Origin of the sequence: Actinokineospora auranticolor (assembly GCF_041897805.1) — a bacterium.
GTDB classification, from domain to species: domain Bacteria; phylum Actinomycetota; class Actinomycetes; order Mycobacteriales; family Pseudonocardiaceae; genus Actinokineospora; species Actinokineospora auranticolor.
Map to the genome: position 1 here is coordinate 393,268 of NZ_CP154825.1, position 25,480 is coordinate 418,747.

The 25,480-nt window shown below is 70.7% G+C and carries 21 protein-coding genes and 1 pseudogene; 8 read left to right on the forward strand and 14 right to left on the reverse strand.

Going from position 1 to position 25,480, the window contains the following annotated elements; all coding sequences use genetic code 11:
* Nucleotides 1–5: 5 nt before the first annotated feature.
* Nucleotides 6–782: a type III pantothenate kinase gene (locus V5P93_RS01995; RefSeq protein WP_104482678.1), complete on the forward strand. Its 777-nt coding sequence runs from the start codon at nt 6–8 to the stop codon at nt 780–782.
* 81 nt (nt 783–863) lie between these two features.
* Here the strand turns inward: V5P93_RS01995 and V5P93_RS02000 are convergent, their stop codons facing one another.
* Nucleotides 864–1,631: a class I SAM-dependent methyltransferase gene (locus V5P93_RS02000; protein ID WP_104482677.1), complete on the reverse strand. Its 768-nt coding sequence runs from the start codon at nt 1,629–1,631 to the stop codon at nt 864–866.
* A 382-nt stretch (nt 1,632–2,013) separates the two neighbouring features.
* Here V5P93_RS02000 and V5P93_RS02005 point away from each other — a divergent pair, with 382 nt between their 5' ends.
* Nucleotides 2,014–2,361 (forward strand): Lsr2 family protein, encoded by a 348-nt coding sequence (locus V5P93_RS02005; protein WP_104482676.1) that lies wholly within the window; start codon nt 2,014–2,016, stop codon nt 2,359–2,361.
* 323 nt (nt 2,362–2,684) lie between these two features.
* On the opposite strand, the gene V5P93_RS02010 is transcribed toward V5P93_RS02005, so the two are convergent.
* Complete coding sequence (locus V5P93_RS02010) at nt 2,685–3,542, reverse strand: (2Fe-2S)-binding protein (protein ID WP_104482675.1); 858 nt, start codon at nt 3,540–3,542, stop codon at nt 2,685–2,687.
* A 385-nt stretch (nt 3,543–3,927) separates the two neighbouring features.
* On the opposite strand from V5P93_RS02010, the gene V5P93_RS02015 reads away from it, so the two are divergent.
* Together V5P93_RS02015 and V5P93_RS02020 are read left to right on the forward strand one after the other, a co-directional pair.
* Nucleotides 3,928–6,492: an ATP-dependent Clp protease ATP-binding subunit gene (locus tag V5P93_RS02015; protein WP_104482674.1), complete on the forward strand. Its 2,565-nt coding sequence runs from the start codon at nt 3,928–3,930 to the stop codon at nt 6,490–6,492.
* A 164-nt stretch (nt 6,493–6,656) separates the two neighbouring features.
* Nucleotides 6,657–9,830, forward strand: a complete 3,174-nt coding sequence (locus tag V5P93_RS02020) for a BTAD domain-containing putative transcriptional regulator (protein ID WP_146108319.1) — start codon at nt 6,657–6,659, stop codon at nt 9,828–9,830.
* Nucleotides 9,831–9,894: 64 nt separating this feature from the next.
* Here the strand turns inward: V5P93_RS02020 and V5P93_RS02025 are convergent, their stop codons facing one another.
* Both V5P93_RS02025 and V5P93_RS02030 read right to left on the reverse strand, forming a co-directional pair.
* The gene (locus V5P93_RS02025; RefSeq protein ID WP_104482672.1) at nt 9,895–10,698 is read right to left on the reverse strand and encodes an ABC transporter permease; all 804 of its coding nucleotides are present in this window, start codon (nt 10,696–10,698) and stop codon (nt 9,895–9,897) included.
* Complete coding sequence (locus V5P93_RS02030; RefSeq protein WP_104482671.1) at nt 10,695–11,654, reverse strand: ATP-binding cassette domain-containing protein; 960 nt, start codon at nt 11,652–11,654, stop codon at nt 10,695–10,697. The genes V5P93_RS02025 and V5P93_RS02030 overlap by 4 nt, the downstream gene beginning before the upstream one ends.
* A 165-nt stretch (nt 11,655–11,819) precedes the next feature.
* On the opposite strand from V5P93_RS02030, the gene V5P93_RS02035 reads away from it, so the two are divergent.
* Nucleotides 11,820–12,827, forward strand: a complete 1,008-nt coding sequence (locus V5P93_RS02035; protein WP_181043858.1) for an endonuclease/exonuclease/phosphatase family protein — start codon at nt 11,820–11,822, stop codon at nt 12,825–12,827.
* A gap of 178 nt (nt 12,828–13,005) precedes the next feature.
* Here the strand turns inward: V5P93_RS02035 and V5P93_RS02040 are convergent, their stop codons facing one another.
* Nucleotides 13,006–13,758, reverse strand: coding sequence for an alpha/beta fold hydrolase (locus V5P93_RS02040; protein WP_104482669.1), 753 nt, complete (start codon nt 13,756–13,758; stop codon nt 13,006–13,008).
* A gap of 87 nt (nt 13,759–13,845) precedes the next feature.
* Between V5P93_RS02040 and V5P93_RS02045 the strand changes: the two genes are divergently transcribed.
* The 3 genes and pseudogenes from V5P93_RS02045 to V5P93_RS02055 all read left to right on the forward strand — a co-directional run bounded on the left by V5P93_RS02045 (nt 13,846) and on the right by V5P93_RS02055 (nt 17,055).
* Nucleotides 13,846–15,300: a M1 family metallopeptidase gene (locus V5P93_RS02045; protein ID WP_104482668.1), complete on the forward strand. Its 1,455-nt coding sequence runs from the start codon at nt 13,846–13,848 to the stop codon at nt 15,298–15,300.
* 9 nt (nt 15,301–15,309) lie between these two features.
* A pseudogene (locus tag V5P93_RS02050) lies at nt 15,310–15,474 on the forward strand (antibiotic biosynthesis monooxygenase); the annotation flags it as partial.
* Between the two features lie 18 nt (nt 15,475–15,492).
* Nucleotides 15,493–17,055 (forward strand): recombinase family protein, encoded by a 1,563-nt coding sequence (locus V5P93_RS02055; RefSeq protein WP_104482666.1) that lies wholly within the window; start codon nt 15,493–15,495, stop codon nt 17,053–17,055.
* Nucleotides 17,056–17,255: 200 nt separating this feature from the next.
* Here V5P93_RS02055 and V5P93_RS02060 read toward each other — a convergent pair whose 3' ends face one another.
* The 9 genes from V5P93_RS02060 to V5P93_RS02100 form a co-directional block, all read right to left on the reverse strand.
* The gene (locus V5P93_RS02060; protein WP_104482665.1) at nt 17,256–17,513 is read right to left on the reverse strand and encodes a hypothetical protein; all 258 of its coding nucleotides are present in this window, start codon (nt 17,511–17,513) and stop codon (nt 17,256–17,258) included.
* A gap of 15 nt (nt 17,514–17,528) precedes the next feature.
* Nucleotides 17,529–18,491, reverse strand: coding sequence for a LysM peptidoglycan-binding domain-containing protein (locus V5P93_RS02065; protein WP_104482664.1), 963 nt, complete (start codon nt 18,489–18,491; stop codon nt 17,529–17,531).
* A gap of 74 nt (nt 18,492–18,565) precedes the next feature.
* Nucleotides 18,566–19,309 (reverse strand): hypothetical protein, encoded by a 744-nt coding sequence (locus V5P93_RS02070; protein WP_104482663.1) that lies wholly within the window; start codon nt 19,307–19,309, stop codon nt 18,566–18,568.
* Between the two features lie 9 nt (nt 19,310–19,318).
* Complete coding sequence (locus V5P93_RS02075) at nt 19,319–20,134, reverse strand: hypothetical protein (protein ID WP_104482662.1); 816 nt, start codon at nt 20,132–20,134, stop codon at nt 19,319–19,321.
* Between the two features lie 327 nt (nt 20,135–20,461).
* The gene (locus V5P93_RS02080) at nt 20,462–21,502 is read right to left on the reverse strand and encodes a hypothetical protein (protein WP_104482661.1); all 1,041 of its coding nucleotides are present in this window, start codon (nt 21,500–21,502) and stop codon (nt 20,462–20,464) included.
* 21 nt (nt 21,503–21,523) lie between these two features.
* The gene (locus tag V5P93_RS02085) at nt 21,524–22,420 is read right to left on the reverse strand and encodes a phage tail domain-containing protein (RefSeq protein WP_104482660.1); all 897 of its coding nucleotides are present in this window, start codon (nt 22,418–22,420) and stop codon (nt 21,524–21,526) included.
* 34 nt (nt 22,421–22,454) lie between these two features.
* Complete coding sequence (locus V5P93_RS02090) at nt 22,455–24,713, reverse strand: hypothetical protein (RefSeq protein ID WP_104482659.1); 2,259 nt, start codon at nt 24,711–24,713, stop codon at nt 22,455–22,457.
* A 21-nt stretch (nt 24,714–24,734) separates the two neighbouring features.
* Nucleotides 24,735–25,145 carry a hypothetical protein gene (locus tag V5P93_RS02095; protein WP_104482658.1) on the reverse strand — a complete coding sequence of 137 codons (411 nt, stop codon included), beginning with the start codon at nt 25,143–25,145 and terminating at the stop codon, nt 24,735–24,737.
* Nucleotides 25,109–25,471, reverse strand: a complete 363-nt coding sequence (locus V5P93_RS02100) for a phage tail assembly protein (RefSeq protein WP_104482657.1) — start codon at nt 25,469–25,471, stop codon at nt 25,109–25,111. Before V5P93_RS02100 ends, V5P93_RS02095 begins: the two co-directional genes overlap by 37 nt.
* Between the last annotated feature and the right edge of the window lie 9 nt (nt 25,472–25,480).

Genomic DNA, 25,480 nt, shown 5'->3' on the forward strand with positions numbered 1-25,480 from the left:
CGGCCGTGCTGCTCACCATCGACGTCGGCAACACCAACATCGCCCTCGGCCTGTTCGACGGCGACGAGCTGCGGCACGACTGGCGGATGCGCACCGACGCCCGGGTCACCGCCGACGAACTGGCGCTGACCACGCGCGGCCTGCTCGGCGCGCACGCCGACGCCATCGATGGGGTCGCGGCGCTCTCGACCGTGCCCGCGGTGCTGCGCGAACTGCGGGCGATGCTGTCGCGCTACTACCCCAAGGTGCACCGGGTGGTCGTCGAACCGGGGGTGCGCACCGGGGTGCCGCTGCTGGTGGACAACCCGAAGGAGGTGGGCGCGGACCGGATCATCAACACCCTGGCCGCCCACCACCTGCACAGCACGGCCTGCGTGGTGGTCGACTTCGGCACGTCCACCAACGTCGACGTGATCTCCGCCAAGGGCGAGTTCCTCGGCGGGGTGTTCATGCCGGGGATCGAGATCTCCGTCGACGCGCTGGCCGCGCGGGCCGCCGCGCTGCGCAAGGTGGAGATGGTGCGGCCGCGGTCGGTGATCGGCAAGAACACCGTGGAGTGCCTGCAGTCGGGCATCATGTACGGCTTCGCCGGTCAGGTCGACGGCGTGGTCCGGCGGATCACCCGCGAACTGGCCCGCGCCGGCCACGAAGGCCAGGTCACGGTCATCGCGACCGGCGGGTTGGCGCCGCTGGTGGTGGACGAGGCCGAGACCATCGACCACCACCGCCCCGACCTCACCCTGCTCGGCCTGCGGTTGGTCTTCGAGCGGAACTCCCGCTAGCGCACCGCTCCCGGGTGCGCGGTTACCCGCCGAGCCGGGAACGGTGCCGGGTGGGGATGAGGGGGTGGGTGGTGGGAGGAATCAAGCACCGCGCTTGTAAGCGCGGACCGCGACGCAGACGAGGGGCCGGTCGAACTCGCCCTGCGAAGTCTCCGGGCGCGACCACAGGTAGGTGCGCAGCTGGTCGACCAGCTTGGCGCGCTCGGCCCCATCGATCACCAGCATGCTCGACTGCGTGCCCAGGGTCGACAACATCGACTCGACGGTGCGCCGCTGCGCGTGCGGGAAGCGGTGCTCCTCCGGTTCGGTCAGTGCTTCGTGTCTGGGCTTGTGCGCGTGGTCCAGGTTGTCCACGACCTGCCGGTCCTGCTCGCTGTTGGCGCTGGTGCGGCTGAGCCGCACCATCTCGGCCACCCACTCCACGCTCTGGTCGTCGTAGTTCCACAGCGCGCCGAACACCCCGCCGGGGCGCAGCACGCGGACGATCTCGGCGAGCGCTCCCGGGTTGTTGAACCAGTGGAAGGCCTGGCCGGTGACCACCGCGTCGAAGGACGCGTCCGGGAACGGGATCTGCTCCGCGGTGCCCGCCAGCGCGGCCACGTCCGGCAGCAGCCGGGACAGCTCGGCGCGCATGCCGTCGTCCGGCTCCACCGCGCTGACCTCCAGTCCGAAGGCCAGCAGGGTCTCGGTGAGCTTGCCGGTACCCGCCGCCAGGTCCAGCACCCGGGCCCGGTCCCCGATGACCCATTCGACGGCGTCCTCGGCGTATCCCGGGCGGTGTCGCGCATAGGCCACGGCGTTGCTCCCGAAAGAACGGGCCCGCCTGGCGAACAACTCCGGTTCCTGCATGTTTCAACCGTATCGGGTGAGGAGAAGGTGAACTGCGGCGAGGCGGGTGGACCGATCGGCGCAGGTGGGCGGCCCGTGGCGGGATGTCGCCGGGGTTTCACCCGGCGAACTGCGCTTTCCGTACAACGGCCGGTCGGAGAATGCCGACGGCGGCTCCCGTGGTAATGGGCATTGATGGCTCGTTGATGACGCGCACCCGGGTGGGCATCGCGCTCGGGGATCTCACCCGGCTCGAATGACCCGTTCGGGTATCGGGCACTAACGCAATCGCCTGGATTTGCGCTAGCCTGGCCCTCGGCGGCATTTCTCCAAGTGGCCGCATAGCCCAATGGGACGGCACCGAGCAGGCAGCAGGGCACATTCATCGCAGGAGGAGGCGCATATGGTGCAGAAGGTCACGGTGTCGCTGGTCGACGACCTTGACGGTACCGAGGCTGGGGAGACCGTGGAGTTCGGGCTCGACGGCGCGTCGTACCAGATCGATCTGTCCGTCGACAATGCGGAGAAGTTGCGCGACATCTTCGCCGACTTCGTCGAGCACGCCCGCCGTTCCGGCGGGCGCAAGCGCCAGTTGGGCAAGGCCACCCCTGGTAGGCCGCCCCGCACGGCCACCGCCGACCGCGAGCAGAACCAGGCGATTCGCGAGTGGGCCCGCAAGCAGGGCATGAAGGTCTCCGATCGTGGGCGAATCCCTTCCGAGGTTCTCGACGCTTACAACCAGCAGGCATGACAGGACGCGCTTAAGGGGCTGCCGGAGGAGGGGTCGGCAGCCTCTTGCGTTGTCGGTGATCATTTGTTAATGGGTCATCCGGGCCGTGTCGGAGTGAATTCGTCAGGCGTTCCCGTTATTCACATCTGGCCTACCGCGATGCTTTCACCGGGTGAATGAAGCAATACGTCGGGTAACCGGATCTTGGGTCGAGTGGCGTTCGGGCAGTGATTCGTGGTGCGGCGCGGGTGGCGCCGTTTCCTTTGTGGGCACGCTCCGTCGGAACCGACGGTCGCGGAGTTCGCGCGGCTTTCACGGGCAAGCGGACCGGGGTCCGGGAGCCGTCAGCGGCACTCGGCGCCGGGGTGCTCCGGTCGGCGGCCCAGCCGCGGGCAGGTCTCGCAGGCGCCCTGACCCTGGGCCAGCAGGTAGTGGAAGCAGCAGCTCTCCCGCCGCCGGGTCCACGTGGTCGGGCCGTGCTCGCCCGGCACCGGCCGCAGCGTCGAGGCCGAGGTGAACGGTGTGCTGCCCGGGCCCAGCACGAGTGCCGCGTCGAGCACGCCCGCGCCCTCGTCGCCGCCGTAGCGGCCCGCCTGCCACAGGGAGCTGTCCAGCACGTCGGTGGCCGCGGCCCACAGCATCCGCTTGCCCAGCCGCACCCGGGGTTGGTACGCCTCGACGAACCGGGCGGCGTGCGCGGCGAAGCGCCCGCGCAGCACGGCGGCCAGCGCGCGCTCGTCGGCGACCACGGTCGCCTCCGGTGTGCCCGCCGCCGGGTCGTCGGGCAGGCAGGCGAAGCGCGGGGACAGCACGGCGATGGCGTCCGGGTGCGGTCGCGGCCGCGAGAACCGGAACGCGAGGTCGGCCGGGCGCAGCGACGGCACCCGGCGCTCGTGGTGGAACAGCGTCGCGGCCACGTAGCCGGGGACCCAGAGGTACCAGGTCATCACGTAGCCCGCGGTGGTCCGATCGGGCGAATCGGCGTACCGGTCGACCAGCCAGTCGGCCAGGCCGGCGCGCCACCGGTCGAACTCCTCGGGCGTGGCGAGCAGGTCGGCGCAGCCGGTCCAGCGGTCGCGGTCGGCGGGCAGGCCGTAGCGCAGTTCGGCGCGGGCCTGCCGGTGGTTGACCCGGGCGAGTGAATCCGCGAGGAGGCCCCGGCGGCCCGTGCCCGGGGCCGCGACGCGGTAACCGGCGGTCATACCGCCCCGCCGTCCCGCGAACGGAGGCACACTGTGCTCCGCACGGCGGCCTCCTTCCACGACCATCCGCAGCCACCCGTTGTGGTGAGGCTTGCCTAACCTTACCGAGTGTGCAGGTCGTCCGCCGGTGAGGTCCAGGCCGAAAAGCCCACACTTATGAGTGGCTGTGTTCGCGCTCAGCGGACATGCCGTGTCTTGTGGAATCCGGCCGGGTAGTCGCACGTTGGGATGGGCGAAAGACCGCCTTGGGCAGCCGGGCGCGGGCGGGATGGGCTGAGAAGTGGCACTGAACGCACGAGTCGGGCCTACTACAGTGGTCCCACGGTGCTGACTCCACGGGACGGACGTGGACAAGGGCCGCCGGCGCAGCAGTCAGGGAGTGCGAATGTTCGAGAGGTTCACCGACCGCGCGAGGCGGGTGGTCGTCCTGGCCCAAGAAGAGGCCAGGATGCTTAACCACAACTACATCGGCACCGAGCACATCCTCCTGGGCTTGATCCACGAGGGTGAGGGTGTCGCGGCCAAGGCGCTCGAGTCGCTGGGGATCGCGCTCGAGGGCGTGCGGCAGCAGGTCGAGGAGATCATCGGCCAGGGCCAGCACGCGCCGAGCGGCCACATCCCCTTCACCCCGAGGGCGAAGAAGGTCCTGGAGCTGTCGCTGCGCGAGGCGCTGCAGCTCGGCCACAACTACATCGGCACGGAGCACATCCTGCTCGGGCTGATCCGCGAGGGCGAGGGCGTGGCCGCGCAGGTGCTGGTCAAGCTCGGCGCCGACCTCAACCGCGTGCGCCAGCAGGTGCTCCAGCTGCTGTCGGGCTACACCAACCAGCCCGGCAAGGAGTCCTCCGAAGGCGGGCGCGGCGAGGGCACCCCGTCCTCCTCGCTGGTGCTCGACCAGTTCGGCCGCAACCTGACCGCGTCCGCCCGCGAGGGCAAGCTGGACCCGGTCATCGGCCGGACCAAGGAGATCGAGCGGGTCATGCAGGTGCTGTCCCGCCGCACCAAGAACAACCCGGTCCTGATCGGCGAGCCCGGCGTCGGCAAGACCGCGGTCGTCGAGGGCCTGGCCCAGATGGTCGTCAAGGGCGAGGTGCCCGAGACCCTCAAGGACAAGCAGCTCTACACGCTCGACCTGGGCTCCCTGGTGGCCGGTTCGCGCTACCGCGGTGACTTCGAGGAGCGCCTGAAGAAGGTGCTCAAGGAGATCAAGACCCGCGGCGACATCATCCTGTTCATCGACGAGATCCACACCCTCGTCGGCGCGGGCGCGGCCGAGGGCGCGATCGACGCGGCCTCCATCCTCAAGCCGATGCTGGCCCGCGGCGAGCTGCAGACCATCGGCGCGACCACCCTCGACGAGTACCGCAAGTACGTCGAGAAGGACCCGGCGCTCGAGCGCCGCTTCCAGCCGATCCAGGTGGGCGAGCCGTCGCTCGAGCACACCATCGAGATCCTCAAGGGCCTGCGCGACCGGTACGAGGCGCACCACCGCGTCACGATCACCGACGCCGCCCTGGTCGCCGCCGCCACCCTGGCCGACCGCTACATCAACGACCGGTACCTGCCGGACAAGGCGATCGACCTCATCGACGAGGCGGGCGCGCGGATGCGCATCCGCCGGATGACCGCGCCGCCGGACCTGCGCGAGTTCGACGAGAAGATCGCGGACGTGCGCCGCGAGAAGGAGTCCGCGATAGACGCGCAGGACTTCGAGCGGGCCGCCAAGCTGCGCGACAACGAGAAGCAGCTGCTCTCGCAGAAGGCCGAGCGGGAGAAGCAGTGGAAGGACGGCGACCTCGACGTCATCGCCGAGGTCGACGACGAGCAGATCGCCGAGGTGCTGGCGAACTGGACCGGCATCCCGGTCTTCAAGCTCACCGAGGAGGAGACCTCCCGCCTGCTGCGCATGGAGGACGAGCTGCACAAGCGGATCATCGGCCAGGAGGACGCGGTCAAGGCCGTGTCCCAGGCGATCCGCCGCACCCGCGCGGGCCTCAAGGACCCGAAGCGCCCCTCCGGCTCGTTCATCTTCGCCGGCCCGTCCGGTGTCGGTAAGACCGAGCTGTCCAAGGCGCTGGCGCAGTTCCTGTTCGGCGAGGACGACGCCCTCATCCAGATCGACATGGGCGAGTTCCACGACCGCTACACCGCCTCGCGGCTCTTCGGCGCCCCTCCCGGGTACGTGGGCTACGAGGAGGGCGGCCAGCTGACCGAGAAGGTGCGGCGCAAGCCGTTCTCGGTCGTGCTCTTCGACGAGATCGAGAAGGCGCACCAGGAGGTCTACAACACCCTCCTGCAGGTGCTGGAGGACGGCCGCCTGACCGATGGCCAGGGCCGCACGGTGGACTTCAAGAACACCGTGATCATCTTCACCTCGAACCTGGGCACCCAGGACATCTCGAAGGCCGTGGGCCTGGGCTTCACCAGCGGTTCGGACACCAGCTCGAACTACGAGCGGATGAAGAACAAGGTCAACGACGAGCTGAAGAAGCACTTCCGCCCCGAGTTCCTCAACCGCATCGACGACATCATCGTCTTCCACCAGCTCAACGAGCAGCAGATCATCTCGATGGTGGACCTGATGATCGCCCGCGTCGAGACGCAGCTGAAGAACAAGGACATGGCCCTCGAGCTGACCGACAAGGCCAAGAAGTTGCTGGCCAAGCGCGGGTTCGACCCGGTGCTGGGCGCCCGCCCGCTGCGCCGCACGATCCAGCGCGAGATCGAGGACCAGCTCTCGGAGAAGATCCTGTTCGGCGAGATCGAGCCGGGCCAGATCATCATCACCGACGTCGAGGGTTGGGACGGCGAGGAGGCGAGCGCGGACAAGGCGCACTTCGTCTTCCGCGGCGAGCCCAAGCCCACCCGCGTCCCCGACTCCCTCCCGGTCGAGCTGTCGGCCTCCGGTGGCTCGGACGCGAACGACGCCCCCGAGGCCGCGGGCGAGTAAGCAGTACGACGACACCGGAGGCGGCCTCCCCGTTCGCGGGGAGGCCGCCTCCGTTTCCCGGGAACAATCCGCCCTAGCGGGTACCACCTACCCAAGTCGGGCGGACGCGTCCCGTGCCAGCGGCCAATCCGGTAGCCACGTCTGGAAAGCTGTGGCGTGTGCAGGTGGCGATACTCGGACCGCTGCGTCTCGACCACGGTGCCGGGGCGGCGGTCGCGCTGGGCGGCACCCGGCTCCGCATGCTGCTCACCCTCCTCGCCCTGCACGCCGACCGGGTCGTCCCCGCGCCCGCGCTGATCGATGGGCTCTGGGGCACCGAGCCGCCCGCCGACGCCACCAACGCGTTGCAGTCCCTGGTCTCCCGCCTGCGCCGCGCGGTGCAGACCGATGGACTCATCCAGTCCCACCCCGCCGGCTACCGGCTGGTCCTCGACCCCGACGACGTCGACGCGCACCGCTTCGAACGCCTCGCCGCCGAGGGCCGCGCCGCGCTGCGGGACGGCCGCTTCCCCGAGGCCGCCAAGACGCTGCGCGCGGCGCTCGCGCTCTGGCAGGGGCCGCCGCTGTCGGGCACCGAGGACGCCCCGTTCGCGGCCGCCGCCATCGACCGCCTGGCCGAGCTCAAGGCCGCCGCCGTCGAGGACCTGCTGGAGTCCGACGTCCGCGCGGGCAGGCACGTCGAGGTCATCCCCGAGCTGCGCACCCTGGTCGCCGAGCACCCGCTGCGGGAGCGGCTGTCCGCGCTGCTCGTGCGCGCGCTGTTTCTCGCGGGCAGGCAGGCCGACGCGCTCGCCGCGTACGAGCGCGTCCGCCAGGTGCTCGACGACCAGCTCGGCGTCGAGCCGTCCCCCGAACTCCGCGACCTGCACCTCGCCGTGCTGCGCGGCGACATCGAGCCCGCACCGGCCCCGCGCCGGGCCGTGAACGCCGCGCTGACCAGCTTCGTCGGCCGCCACGCCGAGCTGCGCGAGGTGACCCGCAGCCTCGGGGAGGCCCGGCTGGTCACCCTGGTCGGCCCGGGTGGCGCGGGCAAGACCCGGCTGTCGCGCGAGGTCGTGGCCGGGCTCGACGAGGTCACCTGGTTCGTCGAGCTGGCCGGTGTGCGCTCCGCCGAGGACGTGCCGGTCGCGACGCTGTCCGCGCTCGGCGTCCGCGAGATCCGGCTGATGGAGAACCACACCGCCACCGGGCCGCGGCCCAGCACCGGCGTCGACCGGCTGGTGGAGGTGCTGGGCGGCCAGCGCGGCGTGCTGGTGCTGGACAACTGCGAGCACCTGATCACCGCCGCCGCCCTGCTCGCCGACCTGCTGCTCGCGGGCTGCCCCCGGCTGCGGGTGCTGGCCACCAGCCGCGAGCCGCTGGCCATCACCGGCGAGGTCGTCTACCCGCTGGGCCCGCTCGGCCTGCCCGCGGAGAACGCCGAGGCGGGCGAGGTCGCCGCCGCGGACGCGGTGCGGCTGTTCACCGACCGGGCCCGCTCGGCCAGCCCCGGCTTCGAGGTCGACGCCGCCAACGCGGGTGCCGTCGGCGAGATCTGCCGCAGGCTCGACGGGCTGCCGCTGGCCCTGGAGCTGGCCGCCGCCCGGCTGCGGTCGATGACCGTCGGCCAGGTCGCCGAGCGGCTCGACGACCGCTTCCGGCTGCTCACCGGCGGCAACCGCACCGCCCTGCCCCGGCACCGCACGCTGCGCGCGGTGGTCGAGTGGAGCTGGGACCTGCTGGAGAAGCCGGAGCGGCTGGTGGCCACCCGACTGTCGGTGTTCCCGGCCCCCGCCGACCTGGCCGCGATCACCGCGGTGGCCGCCGAGGACGGCGAGTCGCTGCCCGCCGAGGACGTGGTCTACGTGCTGGCCACGCTGGTGGAGAAGTCGATCGTGGTGGCCGACGAGGGCCGCGACGGCCGGGTCCGGTACCGGATGCTGGAGACCGTCCGCGCCTACGCGGCCGAGCGGCTGACCGAGTACGGCGACGGCGACCGGGTGCGGGCGGGCTACTGCGCGTACTTCCTCGACCTGCTGGCCGAGGCCGAGCCGTACCTGCGCGGCGCGGAGCAGGTGCGGTGGCTGGCCCGGCTGCTGGCCGACCACGAGAACCTGCTCGCCGCCCTGCGCTACGCCATCGCCGCGCGCGACGCGGACGTCGCGCACCGGCTCGCGGTCAGCTCCGGCTGGTTCTGGATGGTCAGCGGCAGCCACCGCGAGGCCATGAACATGATCGCCGAGGTGGTCGAGGTCGCAGGCCCGGCCCCCGCGCACGCCCGGGCCGCCCTGCGCGCGCTGGCCGTGTTCGCGCACGCCGGGGGCGGCCTGCCGGACCGCGAGGTCATCCGGGAGGTGCGCAAGGAGCTGGTCGACACCGACGCCATCGCGCACTACCCGATCATGGCGATGCTGGAGCCGATGCTGGCCGCGTTCAGCGGCGCGGTCGACGAGGCGCTGGCCGGGCTGCGGCGCAGCGCCGAGCACCCGGACCCGTGGGTGCGCGGGCTGGCCCGGCTGGGCAGCGCGTTCCTCCTGGAGAACCAGGGCGACCTGGCCGAGGCGGAGGCCGACGCCGAGCTGGCGCTGGTGCTGTTCCGCGAGCTGGGCGACCGCTGGGGCCAGGCGATGGCGATCGGCCAGGTGTCCGAGCGGCGGGCGCTGCGGGGCGACCTGACCGGCGCGGTCGCGGCCACCGAGGAGGCGGTGCGGCTGGTCGCGGAGCTGGGCGCGGCCGACGAGCTGCCGGGGTTGATGGGCAGGCTGGCGATCCAGCAGGGCCGCGCGGGTGACGTGGACCTGGCGGTGCGGACCCTGGAGTCCGCGCTGGCGCTGGCCCGCGAGCGCGGCAGCGAGGAGACCCAGGCGCTGCTGCTGGCCTGGCTGGCGACCGCCGAGCGGCTGCGCGGCAACCTGGCCGCCGCGCGCGAGCACTTCGCCGTCGCCGACCGGTGGCTGCGCGACGCGCCCGGGCACAACGGGCACTGGCAGTCGATGTTCGGCACCGTCCGCGCCCAGCTGGCCCAGGCGGCGGGCGACCACGACGCCGCCTTCGCCGCGATGGGCGAGGCGCTCGACGGGCTGGCCGACATCCCGGACATGCCGCACTTCGGGGCCATCGGCGAGGTGGCCGCGCTGGTCCTGGCGGGCCGGGGCGACGCGGTCGCCGCCGCCCGGATGCTCGGGGTCGCCGCCGCCGTGCGCGGCGAGCCCGACCTGGGCAGCCCGGAGCTGGCCGAGCTGCGCGCCAAACTGGACGAGGTGCTCGGGGTCGACGGCCGGGTCGCGGGCTACGAGTCCGGCTTGGCGCTGGGGCAGGCCGCCGCGTTCGAGGAGCTCAAGCGGGTCCTGGGGCGCTGAGACGCCGACGGCCCCGTCCACCCGGTGCGGGTGGACGGGGCCGTCGGCTCCCCCTGGAGGTGGGTCAGCCGAGGCGCTTGCGGTAGCCGCGCAGGGCCAGCGGCAGGAACACCGCGGCGATGCCGATCGCCCACGCGAACGCGATGGCCGCGGAGCCGACCCACTCGCCGCCGAGCAGCAGGCCGCGGCCCGCGTCGGTGAGGTGGGTGACCGGGTTGATGTCGACCCAGGCCTTGAGCCAGCCCGGCAGGGTGTCGGCGGGCACGAAGGCGTTGCTGCCGAAGGTCAGCGGGAACATGAAGGCCACCAGCGTGCCGGGCACCGCCTGCGGGCTCTTGACCAGCATGCCCACCCAGACCGACACCCAGCACAGGCACAGGCCGAAGGCGATCAGCAGCACGACCGCGATCAGGAAGCGGCCCGGGTCGGTCTGCACCCGGAAGCCCATGATCGTGGCGAACACGAACAGCACGGTCAGCGTGACCACGAACCGCACGATGTCGCCGAGCACCGCGCCGATCAGCGGCGCCGACCGGGCGATCGGCATGCTGCGGAACCGGTCGAACATGCCCTTGGTGATGTCGGTGTTGAGCGCCATGCCGGTGCCGAGGCTGGCGAAGACGATGTTCTGCACCATCAGGCCGGGCAGCAGCACCTGCAGGTAGGCGTCGGTGCTGCCGCCGACGGCGCCGCCGAAGAGGTAGACGAACAGCACCAGGAAGATGATCGGCTGGAGCGTGACGTCCAGCAGCGACTCGGGGTTCTTGCGGACCTTGGTGACCGCGCGGCCCGCGAGCGCGAAGCTGTGGCGCAGGGTCTCGGAAAGGCCGACGGTGGCCGTTGGCCGGGGCAGGACGGCGGCGGTCATGCCGGGCTCCCTTCGGGGATCGGGGTGGTGCGCCCGGTGAGGGACAGGAACACCTCGTCGAGGCTGGGCAGGCGCAGACCGAGCTCGTCGGCGGTGATGCCCGCCTCGTCGAGCTTGCGCACCAGCGCGGAGAGCAGCAGCGGGTTGTCCACGGCGGTGGACAGCAGGCCCGCGTCCGCGTCGACCTGCGGCTCGGTGCCGGTCAGGTCGCGCAGGATGGTGGCGACCGCGGCGGTGTCGGCGGCCACGGTGGGCCGGACCTGCAGGCTCTGGCCGCCGGTGCGGCGCTTGAGCTCGTGCGGGGAGCCCGAGGCGATGACCTTGCCGTGGTCGATCACGGTGATCAGGTCGGCCAGCTGGTCGGCCTCTTCGAGGTACTGGGTGGTCAGCAGCACGGTCACGCCGTCGTCGACCAGGCCGCGCACCGTGGACCACACCTCGTTGCGGCTGTGCGGGTCGAGGCCGGTGGTCGGCTCGTCCAAGTACAGCACGTCGGGCCTGCCGACCAGGCTGGCCGCGAGGTCCGCGCGGCGGCGCATGCCGCCGGAGTAGGTCTTGATGGCCCGGCCCGCGGCGTCGGTCAGCTCGAACTTCGCCAGCAGCTCGGCGGCCCGCGCCTTGGCGTTCGCCTTGGACAGGCCGAGCAGCTTGCCCAGCAGCACCAGGTTCTCGGTGCCGGACAGGTCCTCGTCGATCGACGCGTACTGGCCGGTGAGCCCGATCAGGCTGCGCACGGAGTTCTGCTGGGTGGCCACGTCGTACCCCCCGACGCGCGCCCACCCCTCGTCGGCGCGCAGCAGGGTGGCCAGCACCCGCACGGCCGTGGTCTTGCCCGCCCCGTTGGGTCCGAGGACCCCCAGCACCTTGCCGGTCGGGACGGCGAGGTCGACCCCGTTCAGGGCGACCGTGGATCCGAAGCGCTTGACCAGCCCCTCGGCCTCGATTGCGTAGGACATCTTCGCCCCCTCCTTGTTCGGTACCGAGGTTCGCGCGGCGCGCTGTCAGCACCAGCACAGCCCGCTGTCAGCCCCGGACGGCGGTTGACAGGCGTTGCCCGACGGCCGACAGCGATGTCAGGCATCCTGTGACCATGGCCGATGACCAGCGGGGGAACGAACGGCGTGGCTGAGTCGACGATCGCCTACGAGGACCAGGCGCAGGAGCAGCCGGGCAAGCCCCGGCGCCGCCGCGGCGTGACTGTGTTCCTGGCGTTCCTGCTGCTCCCGGTACTGGCGCTCGGGGTCCTCCGATTGGGTGGGATCGACGGCAACAACCTGACCGTGGCCGCGCTGTCGCTGACCCCGTACGCGGCGGGCTTCGGCCTGCTGGTGACCCTGGTCTGCCTGCTGCTGCGCCGCCGGTCCCTGACCCTGATCGGCCTGGTCGCGTCGTTGTCCCTCGGTGTCCTGCTGCTGCCCCGGATCCTCCCGGACGGCGACCCGATGCCGCAGGGGCAGCACCTGCGGGTGTTGACCGCCAACCTGATGCTGGGCAAGGCGGATCCGCAGACCCTGGTCAACCTGGTGCGTGACACCCGGACCGAGGTCCTCTTCTTGCAGGAACTGACCCCGGCCGCCCTCGACGCCCTCGACGCGGCCGGAGTGGACAGACTGCTGCCCTACCGCGTGGTGCGGCCCATGGGCGGGGCGAGCGGCAGCGGGATCCTGGCGAAGGTCCCTTTGCGACAGATCGTGCTGGTGGAGAACACGGTGCTGGAGAACCCGGCGGCGGTGCTGGACCTCTCCGGGCCGGTCGACATCGAGGTCGTGGCGGTCCACATCGTGCCGCCGGTCAACAGCGACACCGACCGGAAGACGTGGCAGCGCGAACTGGCGTCCCTGCCCAACCCGGACTCGGACGGCCGCCCCCGCATCCTGGCGGGCGACTTCAACGCGACCCTCGACCACAACGCCCTGACGTCCTTCATGGCCCGCGGCTACGACGACGGGGCGGAGAAGGCGGGGGAGGGGATGCGGCCCACCTGGTCGTCGCTCAGCGACTTCGGACCGCCGGTCACCATCGACCACATCCTCGTGGACCGCCGGATCGCCGTCCCCAACGCCGCCGTGTACGACCTGCCGGGCAGCGACCACAACGCCCTCTTCGCCGAGGTCGCCCTACCGGACTAGGTCACGGCCAATACGGCGCGGCCGATTCCGCCGCGCGCGCAACGGCACTTCCGTCCACTGTGTGATTCGTCCGGGTGGCGAATTGCCGGATCGGCGCGGGATGGCCCAGCACTTCCCTGGGAGGTCCCTGTCAGGCGGCTGTGTCCATACCCGCAACGGTACCGCCGGCGCCTTTTCGTCAACGGCCCAACAGCGCCGACAGGAATGCCTCCACCGCGCCCCGATATCCGCTTTCCGCCGATTCGTGCACGAGGTGGCCGCTGCCCGGGACCACCACGTGCGTCCCGCCGGTGCGCCGGGCGATCTCCGCCTGCTGCCCGGCGGGCATCACCGTGTGCTCGGCTTCCACCACCAGGACCGGGCACCGCACCCGGTCCACCACGTCCCAATAGGACCGCTCGCCCCACTCCTGGGCGATGCCGAACAACTCCTGCGGCGGCGCGAGGAAGTGGTAGCCGTCCTCCCGTTCCTCCACGCACTCCGCGAAGTAGTCCCCGGCTGGGCCGAAGAACTCGCGCACGTGTCGTAGTGACGGGAATGGCACCGGCCACGCGTCGAATAGCGCGCGCCAGTCTTCGACCGTGCGTCCGCGCAAGTCGACGCCCGTGTCCTCGATGACGATTCCGCGCACGAGGTCCGGGTGGTCGGCGGCCAGGGCCAGGGCGTGCAGGCCGCCCATGGAATGTCCGATGACGACGGTCGGCTCGGCGAACCCGCGGGCCGCCGCGGCGGCGTCGGCGACGAAGTCCGGGGTGCGCCAGGTCCCGCCGCGGTGGGGGCTGCGGCCGTGGCCGCGCGCGTCGAAGCCGACGGCGCGGCCGTAGGCGGTGAGCCAGGGGGCGACCGGCCACCACGTGCTCGCCCGGCCCATCAGGGCGTGCAGCAGCAGGATCGGCGGTCCGTCCCCGCCGAAGTGGGTCAGGTGCGGCATGGGGCGAGTTTGCCCGAGCCAACAGCGGCGGTACGGCCCAGCCGCCATGATGGTCTGGCGAACCCCCGAGCCGTCTGGAGTGCCGCGATGCCCCGCGTCCGAGTCGTACTCGTGCTGGTGGCCGCGTTGGCGTTCACCGCCTGCACGGACACCGCGGAGCCGGGGACGCCCAAGGAGGCCCCGGGCGGGTCGCCGGGGAAGTCCCCGGCGCAGTCGCCGATCTCGGTGGCCGGCGCGGCGGGGATCGGCGACCCGTACTACCCGGACGACGGCAACGGCGGCTACGACGTCCTCGCCTACGACGTCGGCATCTCCTACGACCCCGCCACCAAGCACCTCGACGGCGACACGACGGTGACGGCCACGGCGTCGGCGGACCTGAGCCAGTACAACCTCGACCTCTCCGGCCTGGTCGTGTCCGCTGTGGAGGTCGACGGCGCCCCGGCGGAGTTCACCCGCACGGGCGATCGCGAGCTGGTGATCACCCCGGCCGCGGTCGTGCGGTCCGGCGCGCGGTTCCGCACCCGCGTGACCTACGCGGGCGAACCCACGGCCCGCGGCGACGCGGCGCTGGGCCCGAGCGGCTGGCAGATCGCCAAGTCGGGTGGCGCGTTCGCCGCCGGGGAGCCGCACTCGGCCAGCTCCTGGTACCCGGTCAACGATCACCCCCTGGACAAGGCCACTTTCCGGCTGACCGCCCGGGTGCCGGACGGCTGGAGCGTGATCTCGAACGGCCGCGAGCAGCCGCCGTCGTCGAGCGGCGGGTGGACGACGTTCACCTGGGAGGAGCCCACCCGCGTCGCGCCGTACCTGACCACGGTCGGCATCGACAAGTGGACCATCGAGCGCTCCCAACTGCCCGACGGCACCCCGGTGGTCGACGCCTACGCACCGGGCGCGGAGGGCAAGAAGCAGATCGAGGCCCGGCTGCCCGAGGTGCTGGCGTTCCTGTCGACCTGGTTCGGCCCGTACCCGCAGAGCGCGGCGGGCGGCATCTTCGTCAACGAGAGCATCGGCTTCTCCCTGGAGACCCAGACCCGCCCGATCTACGCGCAGTGGGCCGAGCTGGACGTCATCGTGCACGAGCAGGCCCACCAGTGGTTCGGCGACAGCGTGTCCCTGACCCGCTGGTCCGACATCTGCCTCAACGAGTGCCTGGCCTCGTACGCGCAGTGGCTGTGGCTGGAGCACAACGGCACGAACCTCGACGACCGCTTCCGCGCCGTCGCGACCCGCGCCAAGGACCCGTTCTGGAACCGCCCGCTGGTCGACATGGGACCCGGCAACGAGTTCACCGCCGTCTACGACAAGGGCCAGCTGGCCGTGCACGCGCTGCGCAGGCAGCTGGGCGAGGAGAAGTTCACCCGCCTGCTGCGCGAGTGGGCCGCCACCCACCGCGACGGCAACGCGGGCTGGGCGGATTTCGAGGCCATGGTCAACCGCATCGCCGAGCAGGACCTGACCCCGTTCCTCGACGCGTGGTTCCACCAACCGGGCAAACCGGCCGACCAGTTCCGCTACCCGGGCACGCTGCGCAAGTAACCTGGCGGCATGGCTGTCGTGAAGATCAACGCGATCGAGGTCCCCGAGGGCGCGGGCCCAGAGCTGGAGCGGCGCTTCGCCGCGCGCCTCGGTGCCGTGGAGGGCGAGCCCGGCTTCCTCGGCTTCGAGCTGCTGCGCCCGACCGGGGGCGAGACCAGGTACTTCGTCTACACCAGGTGATAGAAGTGTTCTATGGGAAATACCGTCACACTGACCGACGAAGAGTTGGACATGATCAAGGCCGGGTTACTCATCCCGGTCGCTGGGTACGCGCGGATCAGCAAGGATGACGAGAAGGACCGCCACGGAGTCAAGGACCAGCATCGCGACAACAGGGTGAACGCCAGGAAGTACGGTTGGATCGTCGTCTACGAGTACGAGGACAACGACCGATCCGCCAGCAAGCCCAACGTTGTGCGCAAAGACTTCGAGACGATGCTAGTAGCGCTCCGTCGCGGCAGGACTACAGAAGGCGTTGAGATCCGAGGCGTGATCGTTGTTCATGAGGACCGACTTATCCGGCGTCCGGGTGATTACGAGCGATTCGTTGAAGAGTTCACCTTGGATGATGGTCGCGTCTATGCGGATGAACAAGGCAAGAAAGACCTCTACTCGGACGACGTGGAAACCATGGGTCTCATGGGGGCTGTGATCTCCAAGGCCGAGTCGAGAAGGATGCGCAAGCGAGCGCGCAACAACCACCGCCGCCGCGCAGCGGAGGGTAAGGTCCCCCGTGGCAAGCCTCGGTTTGGATGGCTCGAAGATAAGATCACGGCGCATCCGGTGAACGGTCGCGCTATCAATAAGGCTGCGAAAGACTTCATTGCTGGCCGCTCAACAGCTTCCATCACCTTGGAATGGCGCAGGAAGGGAATCCTTACGACCGAGGGCAATCAATTCAAGCAGCAGACCTTGGCGCTTGTGCTGAAGAATCCTCGGATCTGCGGGTATCGCAGCATCAACGGCCAGCTTGTGTGTGACGAAAAGGGCAACCCGATCGTTGGGGAGTGGGATGCGCTGGTCACCCCCGCAGAATGGAAGAAGATCGACGCGATTTTCAAGGCTCGACGGGGAAAGGTTGTCGGACCTAGTGGTGAGACGGCAGGAGAGTTGGGCCTGCGTGAACCCAAGTACCTGCTTACCGGCCTAGCGCGGTGCGGCAAGCCCAAGGCCGACGGGTCGCTTTGCCTTACACGTCACCGGATCACCTGGGTACCCAAGCACTCTTGGCACAACTATTCATGTCAGCCAAGGTGCAACGGAGGGTGCGCGGGGACCGCTCGCCAAGGGCCGGCGGTCGATGAGTTCGTCACGGAAGCCGTGCTCGCCAAACTTGAGGAGGTTACCGCGTTTGACGTCACGGATGTTGAGTGGGAAGGGCAGGAACAACTAGACGACAGGTATAGGCGGCTGTCCGCGCTAAAGACGCAGTACGCGTCTGGAGGAATCTCGGACGGGTTCTTCTTTGAGACCGTGCGCTCTCTTGAAGTCGAGATCGACCGCCTCAGAGGAGAGCAGCGAAAGTTTGTACTCTCGGGGCAGCAGGCGCTGACGACCACGGCGAACATTCGAGAACGGTGGTTTGCGGATGACCCCGATGTGGCGCTGGACCTGTCGCAGAAGCGGGCTTTTTTGCGGCTCGCGCTGCACGCTGTTGTCATTCACCCCGCAGGCAAGGGTGGGCGATTCAATCCTGACCTGTTGGAACTGCGATGGCGGAAGGAGATCCAGGTGCCGAGTCTCGCGGCAGCGTAGGGATTTTGAGTTCCACTCCGAGAATCTGACCAGCACGGACCCACATGTCGGCGCCCCACTGGGGGGACTTCGCGGCCTCTTTCTGGCCCCACTCTTTCGGCGTCATCTGGGCTCCCTGTAGGTAGCGGTTGAAGGCTGGGTCGAACAGGTCTGCTGTTCGACCCAGCCGATTCCTGTCTGGCGGGGCTACAGCGACGGTGTTACTCGCTGGGTGTCAGGGGACGGCCCTGGTCGTCGCGGGGGTCGGATAGCGGGGTCACCTTGGGCTCGGCGAGGACGACGATGCCGAGGCTGCCGAGCAGGATGAGGACGGCGGTGATGACGCCTTGGATGGCGTTGCCTTGGGTGGGTGTGATGACGCCGCTGTTGGCGAGTCCGGCGATGAGGGCGGTGATGCCGCCGACGATCCGGGCGGCGGTGCGGAGGGGGCGGGGTCGTTCCGTGCGGGGTTGGGTCATGGCTGTACCTCCGGGTCAGGGCAGGCGGATGATCTGGCCGGGGAAGATGCGGTCGGGGTCGGCGATGGCGTTGAGGCGGGCGAGTTCACGCCAGGTGGTTCCGTTGCGCTGGGCGATGGCGGAGAGGGTGTCTCCGGATCGGACGGTGTGGAAGCGGCCTGCTGCCGGGGTGGTGAGGGTGAGCACCTGGCCGGGGAAGATCCGGTCGGGGTTGCTGATCCCGTTGGTGCGGGCGAGTTCCTGCCAGGTGGTTCCGTTGCGCTGGGCGATGGCGGAGAGGGTGTCGCCCTCGCGCACGGTGTAGGTGGTCGGCGCGGGGGCCGGGTTCGGTGAAGGGTTGGGGGCAGGTGCGGGAGCGGGGGCCGCGCCGAGGGTGAGGTGGTCGAGGCTGTACCCGGCCATGGTGGCGTTGCGGTCGACCTTGCCGGGGATGCCTGGTACGACCCCGCTGTTGGTGTGCTGGTGCAGCGCCAGGCGGGGGTGTGACCAGCCGGGGGAGCCTGGCTGTCCGTTGTAGCGGGCGATCCAGAGGAACACGTCCGCGTCGGCCCATTCGTCGGGCCGTAGGACGTGGGTCCACCAGTCGCTGTTGGCGTACACCAGTACCTTGCGGATGCCGGTGACGGCGCGCAGGCGGGTGATGAACGCGGCGACGAACGGGTTGCCGTTGTCGCGGAGGTCGGCGTTTTCCATGTCGAGCATCGGGGCCAGGGACCCGGGGGCGAGCAGCCCGCGGGCTCGGAGCTGCCCGGCGAAGTGGTCGACCTGGGCGTTGATGTTGACGTCGCGGGCGAAGTGGTAGCCGCCGACGTGCAGGCCCGCGCCCTTGGCGCCGTTGACGTGGCTGACGGAGGCGTTGTCGATGTAGTCGACGCCCTCGGTCAGCTTCACCGATGCGTAGGAGATTCCGTTACCGCGTACCGCACCGAAATCGGTGACGCGGTTCCAGTGGGAAAGGTCGATGCCGTAGTCGGTCATGTGCTGTGTGGTTCTCCTGTGGGCGAACAAAAAGAGCCCGCCACCGGGTGGTGACGGGCTCGGGTCGGGTTGGGTCAGGACTGGACGCCGGAGGCGTAGGCAAAGGTGGCGCGGATCGCACCGGTCCCAGCGGTGCGCCGGGCTTCCAGGTGGACAGCGCGGTTCTCGCCGTGCAGGCCGGGCATGGGTTGGCGCCAGAAGCGGTAGTCGATCACGTATCCCACGGGTGCGGACGCGAGGATCACCCCGCTGCCCTCATCGCGCAGACGGACTTCCCCGCGCGTGTCCGGGTTGTCGCTGGTGCAGCGCACGTGTGCGTCGAGGTAGGGGTGTTGGCGGTTGAGGGTCGCGGTTTCGAGTGCTTCCCAGTCGCTGGATGTTGTTGCGGCCCAGTCGGTGTAGCGGGAGCGAGCCACGGTGTGCGGGATGTAGGGGCGAGCCAGACCCGCGCCGGAGTCGACGTCATCGCCGACGATGATGTTGCCGCTGTAGTCCCAGATGGCTACGTACTGGCGGTAGCCCTTGTTCTGGGGGTTGTCGTCCATGACGGTGATGCGCCACCGGCCGCGATCGTCACTGATCGCGGTGATCGGCTGGGGTGTGCCGTCCGGGCGGGCCATTGTCCCGGCGAGGCCGCCGACGAGGAACACGACTTGCCCGTCCTGGTCGATGAGCTTGATCCCGCCCAGGTCGCGAATCTCGATGCCGCCACTGGAGATAACCGCGTTGGACAGGGTTCCGCGCGCGAGTTCGTCGACCTGTCGCTCCAGGGCGGTGATGCGGTGGGCGAGATCGTCGGGGCTGGAGGTGACGGGCACGGTGTCCTTTCAGGAGACGGCGGGGACCGGGGCCAGGGTGAGATCCACGGTGTGCGGCGAGCTGCCCCGGTAGGTGATGGCGGTGATGCGCCGCCGCCGCTGCCCTGCGAGGGTGAGCCGGTCGGGGCGCGGGGTCAGGACGATGTGGTCGCCGACCAGGTAGCGGCCGAGGCGCGGGTCGGTGTCGGTGCGCACGGTGGCGCTGTCGCGGGTGACTCCGGTCCGCATGACGTCGAGGTAGCCGCGGGCGTGCGCGGCCAGTACGGCGGGGCGCTTCTCGCTGGTATGACTGGTGATGACGGCGTCGAGGGCGGGCCACCCGGCCCGGGGCAGCGCGTCGTTGGACGCGCGGCCGATCAGTCGCCCGCGCTCGACGCCGTCCCCGGGAACGGTCACGGCGTCGGCCATCGCCGAACCGTCTTCGTCCCAGCCGTAGGCGACGAGCTGGCGGCCGTGGTCGACGTGCCACAGCTCACCGCTTTGGGCGAGTGTCGGGGTGCCGACGCGCATCACCCACTCGACCCCGGCGCGGTCGGCCCGGTATCGGGGAAGAAAGTGCAGGTCGGGGCCGTTCTCGGAGCGTGTGAGCTGGCCGAGCCGTTCGCCCACTGTCGCCAGCTCGTGCCCGAAGTAGGTGCGGTCCTCGTCGCCGGAGTTGTCCAGTCTCGGCAGCAACAGGGGTAGTTCTCCATAGGGGCGGGTCAGCGCGGCGCGGACGATGTCGAGCGCGACGCCGGGCAGTGACCGGTAGGTCAGCACCAGGTCCGCGCGCGGGTCGGTGAAGGCCCAGTCGCCGTAGCGGGCCAGGATGCGATGGTCGAACACCGCCCATAGCCCAGCGGCGGTTACGTCCAGCTCATCCACGCCCGCGCGGCGGGTACGGGAAATGACCGGCCCGGCCCACAACACCCGTTCGGTGTCCGCGATTGCCAGGTAATGACGCCACGGTGCGGTGACGGCACGGATATCGACTTCCCGTGGCACCGCGTCCAAGATCAGTGTCGTGCGCGCGGAACCGGCGGCGGAGAGCTGATCGGTGTAGTCGGCGGGCGCGTCCAGCTCGGCGACGATCTCGCCGGTCCGGAGATGCCCAAGCAGCAGGCGGGGCAGGGACGCGCACCCCCTGTCCTGCTGGGGCCATGACGATGAGCCCTAGACCGGTCCGACGGGCTCACGCGATACCCACAGGTGGCTGTTGTAGGGGGTGATTGCCCATGTGCCGTCGCCGAACAGGCGGGCGATGGTGAGGTAGACCGTGTGGGGGCCGGTGAGAATCCCGGTGCCGCGTGTCTGGGTCTGGAACCATCCGCCGCTGTTGGTGGGGCCGACACCGACGCCGAAGATGCCCCCGGTGGGACTGTCCAAGCGCAGGAACAGGTCGGCACGGCAGTTGGTCGTGACGATCTCGGCCGATGCCTGGGCGGTGATGCGGTAGGGCCAGCCTGGGTCGGGGATGTCGACACTGTTGATGTCGGCGTTGTCGCGGATGCCGGTGCGCACGGTGAAGCGGTTACCTTCGCCGGTCCAGCCGGGTGTGCCGGCTCGCCAGCGTTCGCCGTCCCAGGTTTCCAGGCCGGTGGGCCGGTAGCGGGCGTGGCCCGGGTAGGCGCCGGGGTCGGTTTGTGCGTCGCCGGGGAGCAGGACACCGATCCCGCCGCGGGTTCCGGCGGCGCGGCGCAGGTCGGTGCGCATCGAGGTGGAGAGTTGGCGGGTCGCGGGTGGGAGCGCGAAGGATGCGAGCGGGATCGCGCCGGGCGGCAAGGGCGGGGCAACGGGTTCGGGCGCGGCTTGACCGGTGACGGGTTCGATGACGAACGCGCTGCGGGCGTCGCCGAGCCGTTCGTCGTAGACGCGTGCCACGATCAGGTCCACGCGAGGCAGGGAGGGGTCCGCCGGGTCGAGCTCGACGCGGCCGGTGTCGTCCAGGGTGCAGATGTAGGGGCCTTGTCCGGTGCGTTCGATGACGCATTGGCCCACGCCGATGGTGACGCCCAGGCCGTCGTTGGCGCGCAGCAGCGGGCGTAGGTCGGCGATCACGCCGCTGTCGGTGCGGGTGGGCAGGACTCCGGAGGACCAGCCCATGAGGCGACCGGGTGCGGGTGCGAGGATCGCGCCGAGTGCGTAGCGGGCGTCTCGTTCGCTGATGCGGCGGTTGACCGCCCAGGGGTCGAGTCCGTCGACGGTGGTCGGCATCCGGGGCTCCTTCGTGGTCGGTCACCACCAGGCCGACCGCCACGCGAGGGTCAGTGACGCGGTGGGGTTGGGGCGGTCGTTGTGGGTGAGGACGAAGACCCCGGGGATGCCGGGGTGCAGGGTGAACGCGTCCCAGTCGGTCACGATGGCGCGGGCGCGGGCGGAGACGCCGTCGAGCTGGACGAGCCGCTGCCGGGTGTCGATGACCAGCCGTTGGTCTGCGGTGATCGGGTCCAGGAACGTCACGGTCGCCCGGTCGCGGGTGACGATGACCGGTGGGGTGAGCGGGCCGGTCAGGGTGAGGACGGGCGCGGTGTCGGCGGTGCCGGTGTTGGTGGCGGTGAGGCGTCCGGTGTGCTCCTGGGGGCCGAAGTCCAGGCCGGTCCCGTCGAAGCCGAGACCGGGCGCGGTGAAGTCCAACCCGCCGGTCGCGGAGGGGGCGGGCAGCCGGGTGGCGGCGGTCTGCTCGGGGCCGTACTTGCGGGGGTCGGCGGCCACGAGCTGTAGGGAGAAGTCCAGCCACAGCCCGCCGGGCCGGATGGTGACCAAGGTCGGGTCCTCCTGGACGACCTCGGCGACCAGGTCGCCGGTTTCCTCGGTGCAGGTCAGCGGATACCGGCCCGCGGGCTCCGCGCACAGCGCGGCCAGGCGGTGTTCGGCGTCGCGGCGGGCCTCCCAGGTGGGCGAGTAGACCCAGCCGTCAAGTCGGATCGTGCGCGCCTCGCGGTAGACGGTGCCGGGCCATGAGCCGTGGTCGCCGGTACGTGGCGCGGCCAGCGAGTCACGAACACCGGGCGAGGCGGACCAGCCGGTCACCCGGTCGATCACCCATTCCCGGCCCGCCGCGTCGGGCGGGCCGTTGAACACCAGGCCGTCAAGGGTCCAGCGGACCCGGAGGGGGAGCCCCGAGGGCGGCACGGGGCATCACCCCCTCCGGCTGGTCCGTCGCGTCCTAGGGCAGTCCGCCGGTACGCAGTGCGTAGCCGATCTGCCTGTTGGCGGCGGTGGCGATGGACCAGGGCGATTGGTCCGGGTGCGGGGTGATGCTCTGGTTGACCGTGACGCCCGCACCTGCCCCGGCGGCGGTGGTGTCGAAGTCGGCGCGCACGGGGTCGAACGTGGCGGCGTTGGCGAGTCGATCGGCCGCGCGCGCGGCCAGCGGTGTGGCGTCGGCGATGCCGCGCGCGAACCCCTCGGCGGTGAATGCGCCGATCTGGTGCATTCGTCGGGACGGACTGGCGATGCCGAGCCACGACAGCACATCGCCCACGGCGTCCTTGACCAGGTTCAGCAGGAACCGGCCCACGGCGCTTGCGGCCTCGCGTAGGCCGTTGAGCAGGCCGGAGATGATGTTGCGGCCGGTTTGGAGCAGCAGACTTCCCAGGTCCCCCAGGGCATCGATGATGCGGCCGGGCAGGCCGCGCAGCCAGGCCAGCATGTCGCCCAGGGTGTTGACGGCGCCGTCACGGACGCCACGGAACCACCCCAGGACGCGGCCCGGGAGCTGGCCGATCCAGCCGACCACGTCGAGCACGTCCCGCACCCGAGCGCCCACCCAGTCTGACACCGCGCGCCAGATCTCGATCGTCTTCGCCTTGATGGCGTCCCAGTTGGTCACGACCAGCACGACCAGGGTGACGATCGCCAACGCGATGGCGGTGAACGGGTTTGTGGCGAACGCGACCTTCATCAGGTTGAAAGCCATGGTCACCGCCCGTACCGAAGTGACCACAAAGGACAGTGCGCTTGCCAGCGGACCGGCGACGGCCGCGAGGGTGCCCAGCCCGATGACCAGCGGCCCCAGCCATCCCGCGTTCTGGGCCAGGAAGGACGAGAGCTGGGCGAGCAGCGGCCCGGCGAGCTGGAGCCCCAGGACCAGCGCGCCCCCGATCTGGGTCGCGAACTGGGACAGGGCGGGCAGCAGGTTGATCAAGGCCGGGGCCAGCTCGGTCAGGGCGGCACCGAACACGCCGGAGGCGGCTTCGCCTGCGGCGGCGAGGAAGTCCGCGAGCTTGGACAGGACCTCGGTCCCCTCGGCGCTCTTGAGAAACGCGCTGAGTTGACCGGTCGCGTCGACCAGGAAGGCGAGGAAACCACCGCCGTCATTGAGCGCACCGAACACGGTGCGCACGATGGAGCCGATGTTGCGCAGGAGCTGCCACATCTGCGACAGCGTCGACAGACCCTCCCCGATCCAGGTCTTGAGCTGGCCGCTCTGGCGGGCCTGGGCGATGAAGTCGGCGAAGCGCTGCGCCGAGGCGGCAAGGCTGGACGCCAGTTGCGGAAGGAACTCCGATCCTACGGCGGCGATGTCGCGGAACGCTTGAGCGACCGCGACCCCGGCGGGGTTGAGCCGGGCCAGGGAATCCCGGACGTTGTCCAGGATGGCCCCGGTGTCCGATAAGGACTGGGACGAGGTGAGGAACGCTGAGAAGCCGCGCGCCCCCGTGTTGAGTTCGGAGGCGATCCCGCCGAGCCCGGACCGCAGGACCGGCAGATACGAGCCACCGAGGCGGGTGACCTCCTGGCCCATCCCGGCGAACAGCCGCTGCTGAACATCCAACCGCAACCCGGCAAAGCTGGGTTGCAGGTCCTTGACCGCCTGGGCGGTCTCCCGCGCCGAGGGCGCGAGCTTGGCCAGCGCGTCAGCGAACGCCGCCGGGTCATCCAGGCTCGACAGCGCGTCGCCGAAACCCTGGAATCCCAGGACAAGGGTTGCGATGGTCGCGGCGGCAGCGGCCCCGGCGGCGGGGAGCAGCAGCAGCGCGCCCGACGCCGACACAGCGGCGGACGCGATCCCGATCAGCGACTGGGCGGCACCGGCGGCGTTGCCGATGGACAGGGTGGTCCCCGCCACCCGACCGAATGCCGCGCCGATGGCGCGGGCCTGGTCCAGCGCCCGCTTGTCCACCTCCACCGACAGGTGGACGGTGTCCCCGGACAGCCGCGCGACCAGCTCACGCCAGCGCGTCTGGACGGTGGCGTCGTCCAGCTCGGCCGCGACGGTGACGGCGGCGGCCCGCTCGGCGGTGTCGGCGACCCGCCGCGCGTCGGCGGCGAGCCCGGCCGCGTCCAGGACAGCGGGGATACGCACCACGCTGGTGCGCTCGACCCGGTCCAGGTAGCGGGACAGGGACCTTCCGAACGCGTCGGTGCCGGGCAGGACCCGGACACGGACACGGCCGATCTCGCGGCCACCGGGGTCCGCCAAGGGGGTACACCCCCTCGACTGCTAGCCGCCGGGGTGCTGCTGGCGGGCCGCGATCTCGGCCACGGTCACCACCCGACCCGCACGTCTACGTGGCTGGGTCGGGCGCGGCATCGGGGCGGGCGGGCGGGGACGGCGGCGCGAGTTCGCGGCGACGGTGGTCCAGGTGCCGAGTTGCACCGCGTCCACCACGGTGGCGAGCAGGTGGGTCGTGGCGGTCCACGCCCGGTGTTCGGAGCCGCCGCGGAGCGCGGCGACAGCGGCGGAGTCCTCGGGAAGGTGCTCGATCAGCCACAGCACCCGACGCGGGGTCAGGGTGCCGTGCCACAGGTCGGCGAGGTCGACCCCGTAGTAGCGCCGCAGGTCGGCGTACAGGGCTGCCCCGCCGACCTTGTCGGCTAGCTGATCGAGCCCGAGGGTTCCGGGAGCTGGCACACCTCCTGATACCGGCGGAACAAGCCGGTCAGGGTGAGCAGATCGCCGCCGATCTCGGCGAGCAGGGCGCGGGCGGTGGGCTTGGTCTCCGCGACCAGGAGCACGACGTCGGCGAGCGCGGCGACGAGCGCGTCCTCGTCGTCCCCCGCCTCCGCGACGACCGCGATCCGCTCACCCAACGCCGTCAACGTCTCTCTGTCCTTCTTGGACATACGCAAGGCGTTGCGCAAACACACGGCCTTGCCACCCGTCAGACCCACGGTTAGGTCCTGGATGCTGGCGCGCGCCTCGGCGCGGATCTGGTCGAGCCCGATCACGGTGGACATGCGGTGTTC

Excerpts from the sequence above, each read along its gene's own strand:
- V5P93_RS02000 (WP_104482677.1), bottom strand. The coding sequence starts at position 1,631 with ATGCAGGAACCGGAGTTGTTCGCCAGGCGGGCCCGTTCTTTCGGGAGC.
- V5P93_RS02005 (WP_104482676.1), top strand. The coding sequence starts at position 2,014 with ATGGTGCAGAAGGTCACGGTGTCGCTGGTCGACGACCTTGACGGTACC.
- V5P93_RS02010 (WP_104482675.1), bottom strand. The coding sequence starts at position 3,542 with ATGACCGCCGGTTACCGCGTCGCGGCCCCGGGCACGGGCCGCCGGGGC.
- V5P93_RS02015 (WP_104482674.1), top strand. The coding sequence starts at position 3,928 with ATGTTCGAGAGGTTCACCGACCGCGCGAGGCGGGTGGTCGTCCTGGCC.
- V5P93_RS02025 (WP_104482672.1), bottom strand. The coding sequence starts at position 10,698 with ATGACCGCCGCCGTCCTGCCCCGGCCAACGGCCACCGTCGGCCTTTCC.
- V5P93_RS02030 (WP_104482671.1), bottom strand. The coding sequence starts at position 11,654 with ATGTCCTACGCAATCGAGGCCGAGGGGCTGGTCAAGCGCTTCGGATCC.
- V5P93_RS02040 (WP_104482669.1), bottom strand. The coding sequence starts at position 13,758 with ATGCCGCACCTGACCCACTTCGGCGGGGACGGACCGCCGATCCTGCTG.
- V5P93_RS02045 (WP_104482668.1), top strand. The coding sequence starts at position 13,846 with ATGCCCCGCGTCCGAGTCGTACTCGTGCTGGTGGCCGCGTTGGCGTTC.
- V5P93_RS02055 (WP_104482666.1), top strand. The coding sequence starts at position 15,493 with ATGGGAAATACCGTCACACTGACCGACGAAGAGTTGGACATGATCAAG.
- V5P93_RS02060 (WP_104482665.1), bottom strand. The coding sequence starts at position 17,513 with ATGACCCAACCCCGCACGGAACGACCCCGCCCCCTCCGCACCGCCGCC.
- V5P93_RS02065 (WP_104482664.1), bottom strand. The coding sequence starts at position 18,491 with ATGACCGACTACGGCATCGACCTTTCCCACTGGAACCGCGTCACCGAT.
- V5P93_RS02080 (WP_104482661.1), bottom strand. The coding sequence starts at position 21,502 with ATGCCGACCACCGTCGACGGACTCGACCCCTGGGCGGTCAACCGCCGC.
- V5P93_RS02100 (WP_104482657.1), bottom strand. The coding sequence starts at position 25,471 with ATGTCCACCGTGATCGGGCTCGACCAGATCCGCGCCGAGGCGCGCGCC.